The sequence below is a fragment of the Nonomuraea sp. NPDC059194 genome, from assembly GCF_042754765.1.
Lineage (GTDB): Bacteria > Actinomycetota > Actinomycetes > Streptosporangiales > Streptosporangiaceae > Nonomuraea.
On the sequence record NZ_JBHZBH010000016.1, the window covers coordinates 52887 to 66898 of the forward strand.

Genomic DNA, 14012 nt, shown 5'->3' on the forward strand with positions numbered 1-14012 from the left:
GCGTCCTAGCCGTGTGTCGTGCGCCTCGCGGCATGGGCCTGCCGCCACTCCTCGGCCGCCTGGATCATGGCCTGGCCGACGTGCTCGAAGAAGTGGCCGATGTCCTGCATCCGGGTACCGGCGGGTGTGCTCGGGCCGAGGACCTCGGCGCCCTGGCGGGTGAAGTCGGCCAGCATGGCGTTCTGGCGGGCGCTGGCCATCCAGCCGCGGAACCAGGCGTCGGCGTCGATGACGTACCGGTCGCGCCGCCGGCGGGGGTCGCGTTCGCGCCTGATGAGCTCCTGCTGTTCGAGTTCGCCGACGGCCTTGGAGATGGAGGCGGGGCTGACCTGGAGCCGCTGAACGAGCTCGGCGGCGGTCAGGCTGCCACTGTCGGTGACGTACAGGCAGGTCAGCACGCGGGCCGTCATCCGCGGCAGACCCGTGGCGGCCATCATCGCGGTGAACTGTTCCTCCAGCGCGTGGACTGCCTCGGGGTCGCGCCCGTGCGCGTCGGTGGCGGTCGGAGGAGCCGGGGTCGGGGCCGGCTTGCGGCGGCGAGCACGCCCCTGGGTCGCCCGTTGTGCCTGCTCGGCCCGGTAGCCGCCGGGGCCGCCGTTGCGGGCCACCTCCCGGGTGATGGTGGAGATGGGTCTGTCCAGGCGGCCGGCGATCTCGGTGTAGGTGAGTCCTTCCGCCAGCCCCTCCGCGATCGACTGCCGGTCCTGGTGGGTCAGCCTGCCTCCGGGCATCGGTCCTGCCTCCGTATCGCGGTCTTCGGTGTGGCCAGTATTGCGTTCGTCGACACTCCATTGCAAACGAGATTTGCATTCACCGTCAGTCTCATTGCAAGACTTCATCGCTTTCATCTGCACTTTTGTCTGAAGGCCACGTTTTCGTGTTGACGAATCAGTGAAAGCAAATTAGCTTTTACTCAGTCGTGAACGAGACTGATCGGAGCCCTTCATGAACGCCTTCCCCTTGCGCACCTGGCACCGGCCACTGGTGGTCTGCGCGACCCTCATGCTGGGGCTGATGCTCGTCGCCGGCGCCGGGCTCGTGGTGGACGACCGGACCCTGCTGGATGAGTCGGTGTGGGTCAAGCCGCTCAAGTTCGCCTTCGCCTTCGGTCTCTACGCCGGCACGCTGGCCTGGCTGCTGACCAAACTGAGCAAGGGAACGCGGCTGGGCTGGTGGGTCGGCACCGTCTTCGCACTGGCCGCGACCGTGGAGGTCGGCGCCATCACCATCCAGGCGGCGCGCGGCACCTTCAGCCACTTCAACGCCGACCAGACCGATCCGGTCACCCTGGCCCTGGTGCCGATCCTCACCTTCGGCGTGATGATCATCCTCATCACGCAGCTGATCCTGGCGATCGTCGTGCTGATCCAGCGCACCGGCGGGGCCGCGGTGAACCGGGCGATCCGCGCCGGGCTGGCGCTGGCCGTCTTCGGCATGCTGGTGCCGGTCTACTGGCTGGTCGCCGAGATCCACCCCCGTACGGTGACCGACGCCAACGGCAACCAGGTGCCGATGTACCAGGGCCACGGCATCGGCGACCCCGACGGCCACGGCATGCCCCTCACCGGCTGGAGCGTGACCGGCGGCGACTTCCGAGTGCCGCACTTTTTCGCCTTGCATGGCATCCAGGTGCTCCTCCTGCTCACCGCGGTGCTGGCCGCCCTGGCCGCCAAGCACGCCTGGCTGCGCGCCGAGAAGGTCCGCGCCCGCCTGGTGGGCAGCGCCGCCCTCGGCTACACCGGGTTGGTCGCGGTGGTGACCTGGCAGGCCTGGCGCGGCCAGTCCCTGATCCACCCGGACGCCACCACTCTCCTCGCCCTGGCCGCGGTGCTGCTGCTCACGGCGATGACCACGACAGGGGTGATCGTCACCGCCAGGCGCGCCGCAGCCGTACCGGCCGAGACCCCCGAGCTCCACCAGCACGTGCGCTGAAGACCTCTTTACTCCTGAAAGGAAACTGACATGACCATGTCCTTCTCCGCCAAGGCGGGATTGCTCGTCGCCACCGTGACCATCGCCGAGGGCGCCCTGACGGCCCCCGCGGCGGCCACTCCCTCTGACACCGGCCACGCCGACGTGCAGCGCGCTCTTGACCACGCCGTGGCCGCCGGCGCTCCCGGCGTCGTCGCCGAAGTCCGCAGCCCTCGTGGGAGGTGGTTCGGCTCGGCGGGTGAATCCGACACCGAGACCGGGCAGAAGCGCCGGCCGTCCGAGCGGTTCCGGATCGGGAGCACCACCAAGGCGTTCACCGCCGCCGTGGTCCTGCAACTGGTGGCCGAAGGCAAGCTGAGCCTCGACGACACAGTGGAGCAGTGGCTGCCCGGCCTGGTCGCCGGCAACGGCTACGACGGCCGAAAGATCACCATCCGGCACCTGCTCAACCACACCAGCGGCATCTTCAACTACGGCAACGACCCCGGCCTGTTCACCAAGGGCATGGGCGACGCCTGGTACGAGCACCGCTACGACAGCTACACCCCCGAGCAGCTCGTGAAGATCGGCCTGTCCAACCCGCCCTACTTCCCGCCGGGCGGCGGCTTCGGCTACTCCAACACCAACTACTTCCTGGCTGCCATGATCGTCGAGAAGGCGACCGGCAGGACGTACGGCGAGGAGCTCACGCGGCGGATCTTCCGTCCGCTGGGACTGACCGGCACCTACCTGCCGGGCGGCGAGGCGAAGATCCGCGGCCCGCACCCCGTGCACTACTCCACCCTGTTCTCCGCCGAGCCCGACCCCGAGATCCACGACGTGACCGAGATGAACCAGTCCTTCGCCTGGGCGGCCGGCGGCATCGTCTCGACCACCGGAGATCTCCAGCGCTTCTTCGGCGCGCTGCTCGGCGGGCGCCTGCTGCCGCCCGCCGAGCAGCGGGAGATGTTCACCACCGTCGCCACCAAGGGCGGCCCCCCGTGGATCCCCAACACGCGCTACGGCCTGGGCATCTTCTCCCAGGAGCTGCCGTGCGGCGGCACCGTCTGGGGCAACGGCGGCGCGACCTACGGGTCGTGGACCTACGCCATGGGCACCCGCGACGGCGAACACCTGCTCACCAGCCAGGTCAACGGCGACTGGAGCGGCCTGAGCATCTTCGACGCCCTGCTCGCCGCCGAGTTCTGCCCTCGATAAAGGTCCGCCCGCCCGGCGTCACGTCCCCGGCCTCCAAAGTCCCGGTCATGCGCACCCCGGGTCTGGGTGCCCTCTGCCACCGCCGCCGAGCGCGGACCGAGAGGACCGACCGCTGCCGGCGTCGAGGTGGTCGTCTTCCTCGAGGGGGAAGAGCACGTCGCAGTCGTTGGCCGCGATGCCGGCAGTGAGGTCGGGCATGCCGCCCACGTCGACCCACTCGGTGACGATGTCATGCGTCATGGCCCCGGACCGTAGGTCTCGCCGTCGCCCGGCCACCAATAGAGATCTTGATGGCGCCCATCGGCCGTGCGATCGCGACCCGTCCAGACGAGAAATTTACCTGGTCAACCAGGGAATGGAGGGACGCTGGAGTAATGGCTCTCTGGACTCCTGACCCGACCTTCTACCCATCGCCTCGGGCCGCCGCGAACGCCCCTCCCGAACGGCTCGCCTACGTCGCGACCCTGGACCCCTCGGCCGCCAGGCCGGATGCGATAGCCGTACTGGACACCGATCCGGGCTCCGCCGACTACGGCACGGTCGTCGGCTGGACCGACCTGCCGTACACCGGTGATGAGTTGCACCACTTCGGGTGGAACGCCTGCAGCAGCGCGCTGTGCCCCTATGCGCCGCACCCGCACGTCGAGCGCCGATTCCTGGTCGTCCCCGGGTTGCGCTCGTCGCGGATCTACATCCTCGACACCAAGGACCGGGTCAGCCCGGAGATCGTGAAGACGATCGAGCCCGAGGAACTGGCCGGACGCGCCGGATACTCGCGTCCGCACACCGTGCACTGCGGCCCCGAGGGCATCTACGTCTCCGCGCTGGGCGGGGCCGACGGCCAGGAAGGGCCGGGCGGCATCGCGATCCTCGACCACAACTCCTTCGAGGTGCTCGGCCGGTGGGAGGTCGATCGCGGGCCGCAGTATCTCGCCTACGACTTCTGGTGGCACATCAGCCACGACGTGCTCATCAGCTCCGAGTGGGGCACCCCGTCGATGGTCGAGAACGGCCTGGTGGGGGAGCTGCTGCTGGGCCGGAAGTACGGTCACCGGCTGCACTTCTGGGACCTGCGCAAACGCCGCCACGTGCAGGAGGTCGATCTCGGCGACCAGCACCAGCTCACGTTGGAGCTGCGCCCCGCGCACGACCCGACGAAGACGTACGGCTTCGCCTCCGTGGCCGTCAGCGTGGAGGACCTGTCGGCCTCGGTCTGGCTTTGGTTCGACGAGGACGGCCGCTGGCAGGCGCGCAAGGTGATCGAGATCCCCGCCGAGCCTGCCAATCCCGACGACCTGCCGCCGGTACTGAAGCCGTTCGGCGCGGTGCCGCCGCTGATCACCGACATCGACCTGTCGGTCGACGACACGTCCCTGTACGTCTCCTGCTGGGGCACCGGCGAGATCAAGAAGTTCGACGTCTCCGACCCCTTCCACCCCGTCGAGACCGCCTCGCTCAAGATCGGCGGCATCGTACGGCAGGCGGCCCACCCCGCCGCTCCCGACCTGCCCCTGCGCGGCGGCCCGCAGATGGTCGAGATCAGCCGCGACGGGCGGCGCGTCTACGTCACCAACTCCCTCTACGGGGTCTGGGACGACCAGTTCTACCCCGAAGGCGTCGGCGCTTGGATGGCGAACATCGACACCGGCTCGTTCACGTTCGACGAGCGCTTCTTCCCGCACGGTGACGACTTCCGCGGCCTGCGCCCCCACCAGGTACGGCTGCAGGGCGGTGACGCCTCCTCCGACTCCTACTGCTATCCATGACGATCGCGGCGGTGATCCTGCTGGGCGCCTTCCACGGCCTCAACCCGGCCATGGGCTGGCTCTTCGCCGTGGCGCGCGGCCTGCAGGAACGCAGCAGGGACCAGCTCCTCCAGTCGATCCCCGTGATCGCAGCCGGGCACCTGGCGTCGGTGGCGCTGGTCGCGCTCGTCGTCGGCGCCACCGGCTCGCTGGTCACCGGCACGGTGCTGGCGGTCGCCGGGGGAGTGCTGCTGGTCGGGTTCGGACTGTGGCGGCTGCTGTCCAAGCGGCACTTCCGCTGGGTGGGCATGCGACTGTCGCTGCCCCAGCTCGCCGCCTGGTCGTTCCTGATGTCGTCGGCCCACGGCGCAGGACTGATGCTGATGCCGGTCTTCACCGGACTGCACAGGGGCCACGCGATCACGGGCGGGCTGGGCGTGGCCGCCATCCACACGCTGGCCATGTTCGCGGTGGCGGGCACCGTCGCGGTGGTCGTCTACGAGGTGGCCGGGCTCACCTTCCTGCGCCGGGCCTGGTTCAACGTGGACCGGATGTGGGCGGCGGCCCTCATCGGCGCGGGCCTCATCACGCTCGCCCAGCCGATCGCCGGGTGACCACGTTTGGTCAGCCCACCATCGGCAGGCTGCGGTCCAGACCGGTGATGTGCAGCAGCCGCGACATGTACGGGCGGGGAGCGGTCAAGGCGAGCGTGATGCCCTGCGCTCGCGCGCGGCGCTGAATGCCGACCATGACGGCCAGGCCGGTGGCGTCGCAGAACGACACCTGCGACAGGTCGAGGACGAGCAGGCTCGTGCTGTGGCGCAGCGCACCCAGCAGTTTCAGGCGGAGCGCCTTGCTGGTGAAGATGTCGATCTCGCCGGACAGGTGAACGGTCGTGGGTGCCGATGGTCCGGCCCTGCCGAGCGGGGATGCGTCGATGACGGTCATGAGGTTCTCCGATCGGAGAAGAGAAGAAAGGAAACGCCTGCCGACCGGTGGTCGGTCAGCCGTTGGACGGCGGTGTCGGCACCGCTCGGTCCGGTCGGCGGGGCGGCGTGTGGTCACGTTCACGCGGTTCGGCGGCGGTGTTATGGGAGGAGGATCACCCGGCGGGTTGGCGTGAAAGAGAAGTGTCGGCGTCATGGCTGCCCGGCCTGCCCGCGCTCCCCGAAGGAGCCGCGAATGGTCTATCGCCGTGGGCGACGCCGACCTGAATGCCAACGTGCGAAGTGTCCTCGGTGCGTTCAGCCTACCCCACTGCCGAGCTGACCGGGCTATTCGTGCTTGTGGACCGTGACGGCTTGGACCGCCGACAGCGCAATCGTGTGCACAGGGGATTCGTGTCTCGTCACGGCGGAACCCTGTGCGTATTCGTCGAGAACGACGACTTCGTTGACGCGGTCGAATTCGACGACGACGCCCTTGAGCGACTGACCGCCCAGGAGGTGAACCGTCACCCGCTGAGGGGTGCCCGGCAGGTCGGCCAGCAGGTCACGCCACACCTTCATCGCGGCCATCGGGCCGCCTCCTCTCCACGCCTCAGCCATCCCGTATGCCTCCTCGGATCGGCGGAAACGAACGATCGCGCGGCTGGTTTCTTCCACGCGAGAGAGGTTTTCGGCGAGAGGGTGGAACTCCATACGTATTGTACGCCCCTCGTTGATTAGCAACTAAATATATATAACGTGAATTTGGCCGAGGAAAATCAGGAAAGGGTTTCCGGCCCGTCCACCGGAGACGTCAGGGCTGGGAGACGAGCTGGATGCGGATGCCGTTGTCGTAGGGAATGACGATCGTGTGGTCACGCCCGGCCGCCGGACTCGCAGGCGCCGTCCCGAGGAGGAGTGACTACCCTTCACCGACCGATCACTGGCCAGGATACGATCGCCTGCTCACCGGGCCTCCAGCTTCCGCCAAAGGTTGTGAAAGAGTGAACCCCGTGAGCGAGCAGGCGGTCTGTTCGGCGAAGGGGTGCCGGGCTCCGGCGGTGTACGCGCTGGTCTGGAACAACCCGAAGATCCACCCGCCTGAGCGGGAGAAGCTGTGGGTGGCCTGCGAGGAGCACCGTCAGTCGCTCGCCGACTTCCTGGGTGTGCGCGGGTTCCTCCGCCGGGTGGAGAGGCTGGAACGGCCCCATGGCGAGACGGCCCCAGATAACGGATAATCGGGACAAATACCCACAAACCACTCGGACGATGGGATGTGCCCATGGTTGCCATCGACGTTCCGATCTGGGCCGCCCGGCTGCGGGTCCTGCGCCGCGCGCGCCTGTGGAGTCGCACGGAGCTCGGGAAACGGCTGGCCGACGCGGCGGACGAGACCTCACGCGATCGGCTGCCCTCACTCGACACGCTCACCCGGATGATCGAGCTCTGGGAGGCCGGAGAGCAGCGTCCCGACGAGAGGTACGCGGAGCTGCTCTGCCGGGCGTTCGGTGTGGACGAGACGGAGCTGTTCGTCGGTGACGCGACCGAGGTCGGCACCACCCTGTGGCACTACCTGACGGGCATCCCGCTGATGCCGGGGATGTTCACCGCCGAGGAGGAGGAACGCACCGGCCGGGCGATCGAGGCGCCCCAGCGGGCCGACGACGAAACGATCGGCTACTTCAGAACCATCCTCGACGCCTACACCCGCACCGATCTCCGGCCCGCCGACCTGATCAACGTCCTGCGGCCGGTCTTCGCCGGGATCGAGGTATTCCACCGCGATGCAGGCTCGCCGGTCAGGCGCGCTTTCCTGCTGCTCGCGGCGGAGAACGCGGAGCTGATCAGCCGCATGCACCACGAGGCGGGCGACCCGTACGGCGCGCTGACGTGGTCGGACGAGGCCATCCGCGACGCGCGTGAAGCTGCGGACACGCTGCTCGAGGCATACACGCTCGCCCAGCGGGGCGGCCTGTCCGACACCCCGGGCGATCCCGCCCAGCTCGTCGCGCTCGCCGTCGCCGCCCGCGAACGCGGCCACCTCCCTCCGCGCGTGGACGCCCTGGCCCGGCACCATGAGGCGCAGGGTCACGCCCTGGCCGGTGACCACGACATGTGCCACCGCCGGCTGGAAGAATCCGCGCAGTCGCTCGCCGAACCCGGCGACGACCCGCCCTACCGGTTCGACTGTTCGGCCGAGGCCCACAACACCCTGTGCGCCGGGTGCCTGGTCGATCTCGGCCGGGCCAGGGGCGCGCTGGACATCCTGGAACACCAGCCGCCGCAGGCGCCCTCGACGTATGCCGCCGCCTACGCCCTGGCGCGCATGGCCCACGCGTACGCCGACGCCCATGAGCGCGAGCGGTCGGTCGAAACGGCCCGTCAGGCGCTGATCCTGGCCAGGCGGACCGGCGCGTCGCGCGCGCTGCGCGAACTGGCCAGAGTCCGGATCCCGCGCCAGGCGACCCGGGCCAGACGCGTCCTGGTGTAGTCACTCCACGATCCCTCCTCCGGTCCCCGGCCTCTCGGAGGAGCGGGTCGCACGTTGGCGACCCCGGAGAGCAGCAGGTGAGCGGCGGCCTCTAGGCTCGGGCGGCAAGTGCATACGGAATACGAAAGGGGCCGGGAACTTGTCGCCGTGGGAGGCGGTCGCGATCTGCGCGGCCGGAGTCGCAGCCGGGGCCATCAACGCCGTCGTCGGGTCGGGGTCGCTGATCACCTTTCCCACGCTGGTGGCCGTAGGCGTCGACCCCGTCACGGCCAACGTCTCCAACAACATCGGCCTGGTCCCCGGCTCCTTCACCGGCGCGTACGGGTACCGCGCCGAGCTCAAGGGCCAGCGCGACCGCCTCGTCAAGCTGGGCACGGGCTCGGCGCTCGGCTCCCTGCTCGGCGGCCTGCTCCTGCTGATCCTCGACCCCGACGTCTTCCAGATCGTCGTCCCCGTCCTGATCGCGATCGCCTGCGTCCTGGTGGTCCTGCAGCCCAGGCTGAACGGCTGGCTGGCCGCCCGGCGCGAACACGCCCACCCCGACGGCGGCCCGCTGATGTGGCTGGGGGTGTTCGGCGCGGGCGTCTACGGCGGCTACTTCGGCGCCGCCCAGGGGGTGCTGCTCATCGGCCTGCTCGGCGCTTTCCTGACCGAGGACCTGCAGCGGGTCAACGCCGCCAAGAACGTCCTGTCCCTGATCGTCAACGCGACGGCGGCCGTCCTGTTCACGCTCATCGCGCCGGTGGACTGGTGGGCGGTGCTGATGGTGGCGCTCGGCGCGACGCTGGGCGGTTTCCTGGGCGCGAAGGTGGGCCGCAAGCTGCCCGCGCCGGTGCTGCGGGCGTTCATCGTGTGCGTGGGAATCGTCGCCATCATCAAACTGGTGTACGGATAAATCCCAGGTAAATGGGTATAAATCGGGGCATGAAGGGTGACCGGGTTGAGATCGTGATCGACGCGGGAGGCACCCCGCGCACCTACGAAGTGATCGCCACCAAAGCGGGCAGGCGCGTCGAGGTCGCCACCAGACGCGGCCTGGTCGAAGTGAGCGAGGTGACCCGAAGCGGCACGGCCGTACGCACCGCGCGCTTCATGTCCAGCAGAATCCTCGCCCTCGTCGAGCACCCCGCCGACGCACCCCGCCCCAGAGACCAACGCCCCGCGGGTCAACGTCCCGCGGGCCAACAGGGTCAGCGGAAGTCGGCCGCGTGATCGGCCGCCCACTCCTCGAATGACCTGGCCGGGCGGCCCGTCAGCCGCTCGACCGCGTCCGTGACCTTCTCGGGAGCGGTGACGAACTCGCCCCAGGCCTCGACCGCCTCCCTCGCCAAGTCGGGATCGCCCCACATGGCGGCCATCTCCGCCACGGCCTCCTCGGGCGGCATCTCCTCCCACCGCACCTCGCGTCCCACGGCCGCGCCGATGATGCGCACCTGTTCGGCCTGCGTGACGGTGGCGGGGCCGCTGAGCACGGGAGCCTGACCGACGAGCTCGTCCGACAGCAGCGCCTTCACCGCGACAGCGGCGATGTCGGCCTCGTGGATCAGCGAGCGGGCCCCCGCGCCGTACACCCAGCGGACGCTCCCGCCGCGGACCTGCTCGGCCCAGCCGAGCGTGTTGGCCGCGAACCCGCCGGGGCGCAGGAACGTCCACTCCAGCGGAGAGGCCTGGATGAGGCGCTCGACGTCCTTGTGGAACATCGTGGAGTCCTCGGGCAGGTTCGCTGACAGGTAGACGATGCCGCGAGCGTGCTCGGCGACGAGGTCGACCACCTTGGCGGCGGTCTCGGCGGCGAAGCCTGGCCAGATGAGGAAGACCTTCTCGACCCCTTCGAGGGCCGGAGCCAGCGAGGAGGGGTCGGTGAGGTCGCCCTTGACGACCTCGACGCCCTCGGGGAAGGCCGCCTTGGCGGGGTTCCTGACGAGCGCCCTGACCTGGGCGCCCGCGGCGACGAGCTGACTGACTGCTTGGCGGCCGACGTTGCCGGTCGCTCCGGTGACGAGAATCATGGGAACGACTGTAAGAGTTAAACGAAGGTTTAAGTCAAGGGGCGCACCTGGACGGTGCCGTCCTCCCTGACCCGCGTCTCGAAGGTGGGCGCGGGCGCGGTGGCGGGGCCGTGCGCGACCGAGCCGTCGACCAGCCTGAACGTGCTGCCGTGCCAGGGGCAGACCACGCACGGCACGCCGTTCTCCATCACGACCCTGCCCTGGTGGAGCGGACCCGCCAGATGCGAGCACTGGTCGGCGAGCACCGTCACGCCGCTGGCGTGACGCATCACGAACAGCTGGATGTAGCCGAGCCTGCGGGCCACCGGCCGGCCCGCGGGCAGGTCATCGATCCTGCACAGGTCGTGCCAGCCGAGCGGCACCAGGTGCGTGACCTGCTCGGCGTGGTTGGCGCCGGCCGCCTGCCGGTAGGCCATGTGGCCGCCGAGGTAGCCGCCGACGGCGGCGGCGCCGAGCCCCAGGAGCGACATCGCTCGGCCGCCGCCCTCCCGGCCCGCCAGCCTGAGCATGAGGGATCCGGAGAAGAGCCCCACCGCGCTCAGGTTCACCAGCATGTGGACGAACCCCACCCGCTGCTGCTCGAGATGGAGCGAGGACCAGTCGGTCAGCCCGGCGGCGGCCGTCGGCAGCGCGCCGCCGAGCCCGGCGGCGATCAGCGTCCGCGAGGCGCGCGGGTCGGTCTTGGCGAAGTCGAGCAGGGTCGCCGACACCCAGCAGCCGAGCGCCACGGTCGCCAGCGGCGGGTGCAGCGGCTTGCCCGTGGGCACACCGTGCAGCCAGTCGCGCAGCGTGCCCGGCCCGATCTTCTCGCGTACGGCTTTCGCCAGCGTTCTGATCGGCCGGTCCATCGACCTGCTCTTCTCGAGCCTGTCGGCGAGATCGACCGGTCCAGCCAGCCTGACTTTCTCCTTCACGACCGGACCCCTACCCCCACGATAAGGGGATCACTCGGACAGGTGACCTCGGCGGACCGACAGGTCGACCAACTCGTAGGCGTAGGCGCCGAGCGAGGCCGACCCCTCCTCGATGAGCTTCACCTTCTCGCGCACCTGGTCGGCGCGCACCTTGAACAGCGGCCACGTGCCGCCCTCGGTCTGGTGGTTGGCCAGGATCGGGGCGAACCGGTCGAGCGCCTTGGCGAAGCGCGCCTCCACCGTCTCCCGCGCCTCGAACTCCTCCCACAGCTCCCTGAACTGGGTCGCCTGGTCAGAGGGGAGCAGCGCGAAGATCCGGTCGGCGGCGGCGCGCTCGGCCTCGGCCTGCGCCGCCACGGCCACCGCGTCGTAAATGAAGACGTCGCCCGCGTCGATCTCCACCAGGTCGTGCACGAGGAGCATGGCGACCACGCGCTGGATGTCCGTGCCGGGCGGCGCGTGCTCGCCGAGGATCATCGCCAGCATGCCGACGTACCAGGAGTGCTCGGCGTCGTTCTCCCGCCGCGAGCCGTCCATGAGGCTGTTGCGGCGGATCACTCTCTTCAGCTTGTCGATCTCCAGAGCGAAGGCGATCTGGGTGTTCAGTCGGTCCTCTTCCGGGGCGCTAGTCACGCGCGACACCCTATTCATGACCGACACGTCCGGTCGACCGCGTCACAGCGCCTCGACGGTGACGGGAACCCCGTTGAACACGGCGTTCCCCGACGGGACGTCGATCACGGCGTCGTCGGTCAGCGTGTTCGCGTTGACGCCGGGATGCTTGGTGGCAACCGACTGCGTGCTGTCCGCGTGGCCCCAGCCGTGCGGGAGGCTGACCACTCCCTGCATGATCGTGTCCGTGGGCTCCAGCGTGACCGTGATCCGGCCCGTGGCCGAGGTGAGCACCGCCTGGCCGTCCAGGCCGAGCCGTTCCACGTCGGCGGGGTGGATCTGCAGCGTGCACCTGTTGCTGCCGCCGACCAGCGGGCCGACGTTGTGCATCCAGCTGTTGTTGGAGCGCAGGTGGCGGCGGCCGATCAGCACCATCTCGGGCGGTGTGTGCTCCAGCCGCGCCTTCAGCCGCTCGACGTCCTCCATGAGCTGCGGGGGCGCCAGCTCGACCCGTCCCGAGGCGGTGCGGAGGGCGCCGGGCAGCCGGGGCTCCAGCGCGCCGAGGTCGAGCCCGTGCGGGTTCTCGCGCAGCTTGGCCAGCGACAGCCCGTACGGCCCGAGGCGCAGCATCAGGTCGAGCCTGCGCTCCGCTCCCGTCTCCCCGTCGAGCTGGAATTCCACGCCTGCCTTCTGGAGCGTCTGGTCGATGATGAACTCGTCCAGGTCGCCGTCGAGCCCCGAGGCGATCATCGCGAGCCGCGCCATGATCTCCGACTCCGACGGCCGCTCGCCCAGCGGAAGGACCGGCGGCGAGTAGCGCGCGTAGTTGCGCACCGCGAACCCGAGCAGCGCGAAGTCGAAGTGCCCCGACTGCAGCACCCGCGGGGGCGGCAGGATCACGTTCGCGTGCCTGGTCGTCTCGTTCAGATAGGGATCCACGCTGACCATGAAGTCGAGCCGCTCGAACGCCCTGTCCAGCCGCGGCCCGTTCGGCGCCGACAGCACCGGGTTGCCCGCCACCGTCACCAGGAAGCGCACCTGGCCCTCGCCCGGCGTCTCGATCTCGTCGGCCAGCGTCGCCACGGGCAGTTCGCCGTTGGCCTCGGGCAGGCCGCGCACCCTGCTCTTCCACCTGCCGGTCGTGTACGGCTTGCGGGTGTTCGGCGCCTCGGTCGCCGCCATCGGGAACATCGCCCCGCCCGGCCTGTCGAGGTTGCCCGTCAGCGTGTTCAGCACGTCGACCAGCCACTGGGTCAGCGTGCCGAACTCCTGGGTGCAGGTGCCGATCCGCCCGTAGACGGCGGCGGAGGGCGCCGCGGCCAGCTCGCGGGCCAGCCTGACGATCGTCTCCGCGGGCACGCCGGTACGGCCGGCGACCACCTCGGGGGAGAAGTGCTCGGCCGCCTGCCTGACCTCCTCCAGGCCGTTGACCTCGCCCGACACCGTGGTCAGCCCTTCGGCGAACAGCGTGTGGACCAGGCCGAACAGCAGGTAGGCGTCGGCGCCCGGCCGTACGAACACGTGCTCGTCGGCCAGGGTCGCGGTCCTGGTGCGGCGCGGATCGACCACGACCACCCTGCCGCCGCGCCGCCTGATCGCCTTCAGCCTGCCGGGGAAGTCGGGCGCCGTGCACAGCGACCCGTTCGACTCCAGCGGGTTGGCGCCGAGCATCAGCAGGTAGTCGGTGCGGTCCAGGTCGGGGACGGGGATGCGCAGCGGGTGCCCGAACATCAGTCCGCTGGCCACGTGCTTGGGCATCTGGTCGGCGGTGCCGGCGGAGTAGACGTTCCTGGTGCCGAGCGCTCTGACCAGTGGTGTGCTGTAGAGCGCGCCCGCCATCGTGTGGGCGTTGGGGTTGCCGAGGTAGACGGCGATCGTCTGGCGGTCCCGCACGGTCGCGAGGGCGCGGGCGACGGTGTCGAACGCCTCCGCCCACGTCACCTCGCGCCACTGGTCGCCCTCGCGGACCAGCGGCTTGGTGAGGCGGTCGGGGTCCTCGTCCAGGCGGCCGAGGCTGGCGCCCTTGGGGCAGATGAATCCCTTGCTGAACGGGTCGTCCCTGTCGCCCTTCACGCTGGTGACGTGGCCGCCCTCGTCGATGGTGAGCGTCAGGCCGCAGACGGCCTCGCAGAGGGGACAGGTGCGGTGCGCGGTCGTCATCGCCACTCCTGGGTTCGTGATCCGAA

The 14012-nt window shown here is 69.8% G+C and carries 16 protein-coding genes; 8 read left to right on the forward strand and 8 right to left on the reverse strand.

All coding sequences use genetic code 11. The features are described 5' to 3' along the window. Positions 1–5: 5 nt before the first annotated feature. Positions 6–731, reverse strand: coding sequence for a MarR family transcriptional regulator (locus tag ACFXJ8_RS20555; RefSeq protein ID WP_379645510.1), 726 nt, complete (start codon positions 729–731; stop codon positions 6–8). Between the two features lie 214 nt (positions 732–945). On the opposite strand from ACFXJ8_RS20555, the gene ACFXJ8_RS20560 reads away from it, so the two are divergent. Both ACFXJ8_RS20560 and ACFXJ8_RS20565 read left to right on the forward strand, forming a co-directional pair. Further along, entirely contained in the window at positions 946–1932 is a 987-nt protein-coding gene (locus ACFXJ8_RS20560) for a hypothetical protein (RefSeq protein WP_379645511.1), read from the forward strand. Between the two features lie 30 nt (positions 1933–1962). After that, positions 1963–3129, forward strand: a complete 1167-nt coding sequence (locus ACFXJ8_RS20565) for a serine hydrolase domain-containing protein (protein WP_379645512.1) — start codon at positions 1963–1965, stop codon at positions 3127–3129. A 45-nt stretch (positions 3130–3174) separates the two neighbouring features. On the opposite strand, the gene ACFXJ8_RS20570 is transcribed toward ACFXJ8_RS20565, so the two are convergent. Next, a complete protein-coding gene (locus tag ACFXJ8_RS20570; RefSeq protein WP_379645513.1) occupies positions 3175–3369 on the reverse strand; it encodes a hypothetical protein in 195 nt (64 codons plus the stop codon). A 134-nt stretch (positions 3370–3503) separates the two neighbouring features. Here ACFXJ8_RS20570 and ACFXJ8_RS20575 point away from each other — a divergent pair, with 134 nt between their 5' ends. Next, a complete protein-coding gene (locus ACFXJ8_RS20575) occupies positions 3504–4895 on the forward strand; it encodes a selenium-binding protein SBP56-related protein (RefSeq protein WP_379645514.1) in 1392 nt (463 codons plus the stop codon). Further along, positions 4892–5488 carry a hypothetical protein gene (locus ACFXJ8_RS20580; protein ID WP_379645515.1) on the forward strand — a complete coding sequence of 199 codons (597 nt, stop codon included), beginning with the start codon at positions 4892–4894 and terminating at the stop codon, positions 5486–5488. The genes ACFXJ8_RS20575 and ACFXJ8_RS20580 overlap by 4 nt, the downstream gene beginning before the upstream one ends. A gap of 10 nt (positions 5489–5498) precedes the next feature. On the opposite strand, the gene ACFXJ8_RS20585 is transcribed toward ACFXJ8_RS20580, so the two are convergent. Both ACFXJ8_RS20585 and ACFXJ8_RS20590 read right to left on the reverse strand, forming a co-directional pair. Beyond that, positions 5499–5822, reverse strand: coding sequence for an STAS domain-containing protein (locus tag ACFXJ8_RS20585; RefSeq protein ID WP_379645516.1), 324 nt, complete (start codon positions 5820–5822; stop codon positions 5499–5501). A gap of 326 nt (positions 5823–6148) precedes the next feature. Next, positions 6149–6478: a hypothetical protein gene (locus tag ACFXJ8_RS20590; RefSeq protein WP_379645517.1), complete on the reverse strand. Its 330-nt coding sequence runs from the start codon at positions 6476–6478 to the stop codon at positions 6149–6151. A 326-nt stretch (positions 6479–6804) separates the two neighbouring features. On the opposite strand from ACFXJ8_RS20590, the gene ACFXJ8_RS20595 reads away from it, so the two are divergent. The 4 genes from ACFXJ8_RS20595 (at position 6805) to ACFXJ8_RS20610 (ending at position 9503) form a co-directional block, all read left to right on the forward strand. After that, the gene (locus tag ACFXJ8_RS20595; RefSeq protein WP_379645518.1) at positions 6805–7038 is read left to right on the forward strand and encodes a hypothetical protein; all 234 of its coding nucleotides are present in this window, start codon (positions 6805–6807) and stop codon (positions 7036–7038) included. A 44-nt stretch (positions 7039–7082) separates the two neighbouring features. Beyond that, positions 7083–8291: a hypothetical protein gene (locus tag ACFXJ8_RS20600; RefSeq protein ID WP_379645519.1), complete on the forward strand. Its 1209-nt coding sequence runs from the start codon at positions 7083–7085 to the stop codon at positions 8289–8291. Between the two features lie 139 nt (positions 8292–8430). Further along, complete coding sequence (locus ACFXJ8_RS20605) at positions 8431–9186, forward strand: sulfite exporter TauE/SafE family protein (RefSeq protein ID WP_379645520.1); 756 nt, start codon at positions 8431–8433, stop codon at positions 9184–9186. 29 nt (positions 9187–9215) lie between these two features. Beyond that, positions 9216–9503 (forward strand): hypothetical protein, encoded by a 288-nt coding sequence (locus ACFXJ8_RS20610; protein WP_379645521.1) that lies wholly within the window; start codon positions 9216–9218, stop codon positions 9501–9503. Here ACFXJ8_RS20610 and ACFXJ8_RS20615 read toward each other — a convergent pair. From ACFXJ8_RS20615 to ACFXJ8_RS20630, 4 genes are read right to left on the reverse strand one after another with little or no spacing between them, the layout of a single operon-like run. Next, positions 9482–10300 (reverse strand): NAD(P)H-binding protein, encoded by an 819-nt coding sequence (locus tag ACFXJ8_RS20615; protein ID WP_379645522.1) that lies wholly within the window; start codon positions 10298–10300, stop codon positions 9482–9484. The genes ACFXJ8_RS20610 and ACFXJ8_RS20615 overlap by 22 nt on opposite strands. A gap of 29 nt (positions 10301–10329) precedes the next feature. Continuing rightward, positions 10330–11214, reverse strand: a complete 885-nt coding sequence (locus tag ACFXJ8_RS20620; protein WP_379645523.1) for a Rieske 2Fe-2S domain-containing protein — start codon at positions 11212–11214, stop codon at positions 10330–10332. Positions 11215–11244: 30 nt separating this feature from the next. After that, positions 11245–11865 (reverse strand): HD family hydrolase, encoded by a 621-nt coding sequence (locus tag ACFXJ8_RS20625; RefSeq protein WP_379645524.1) that lies wholly within the window; start codon positions 11863–11865, stop codon positions 11245–11247. Positions 11866–11889: 24 nt separating this feature from the next. Continuing rightward, entirely contained in the window at positions 11890–13986 is a 2097-nt protein-coding gene (locus tag ACFXJ8_RS20630) for a molybdopterin-dependent oxidoreductase (protein ID WP_379645525.1), read from the reverse strand. Positions 13987–14012: the final 26 nt, after the last annotated feature.

Excerpts from the sequence above, each read along its gene's own strand:
- ACFXJ8_RS20570 (WP_379645513.1), bottom strand. The coding sequence starts at position 3,369 with ATGACGCATGACATCGTCACCGAGTGGGTCGACGTGGGCGGCATGCCC.
- ACFXJ8_RS20565 (WP_379645512.1), top strand. The coding sequence starts at position 1,963 with ATGACCATGTCCTTCTCCGCCAAGGCGGGATTGCTCGTCGCCACCGTG.
- ACFXJ8_RS20580 (WP_379645515.1), top strand. The coding sequence starts at position 4,892 with ATGACGATCGCGGCGGTGATCCTGCTGGGCGCCTTCCACGGCCTCAAC.
- ACFXJ8_RS20575 (WP_379645514.1), top strand. The coding sequence starts at position 3,504 with ATGGCTCTCTGGACTCCTGACCCGACCTTCTACCCATCGCCTCGGGCC.
- ACFXJ8_RS20560 (WP_379645511.1), top strand. The coding sequence starts at position 946 with ATGAACGCCTTCCCCTTGCGCACCTGGCACCGGCCACTGGTGGTCTGC.
- ACFXJ8_RS20585 (WP_379645516.1), bottom strand. The coding sequence starts at position 5,822 with ATGACCGTCATCGACGCATCCCCGCTCGGCAGGGCCGGACCATCGGCA.
- ACFXJ8_RS20610 (WP_379645521.1), top strand. The coding sequence starts at position 9,216 with ATGAAGGGTGACCGGGTTGAGATCGTGATCGACGCGGGAGGCACCCCG.
- ACFXJ8_RS20615 (WP_379645522.1), bottom strand. The coding sequence starts at position 10,300 with ATGATTCTCGTCACCGGAGCGACCGGCAACGTCGGCCGCCAAGCAGTC.
- ACFXJ8_RS20630 (WP_379645525.1), bottom strand. The coding sequence starts at position 13,986 with ATGACGACCGCGCACCGCACCTGTCCCCTCTGCGAGGCCGTCTGCGGC.
- ACFXJ8_RS20555 (WP_379645510.1), bottom strand. The coding sequence starts at position 731 with ATGCCCGGAGGCAGGCTGACCCACCAGGACCGGCAGTCGATCGCGGAG.
- ACFXJ8_RS20600 (WP_379645519.1), top strand. The coding sequence starts at position 7,083 with ATGGTTGCCATCGACGTTCCGATCTGGGCCGCCCGGCTGCGGGTCCTG.
- ACFXJ8_RS20625 (WP_379645524.1), bottom strand. The coding sequence starts at position 11,865 with ATGAATAGGGTGTCGCGCGTGACTAGCGCCCCGGAAGAGGACCGACTG.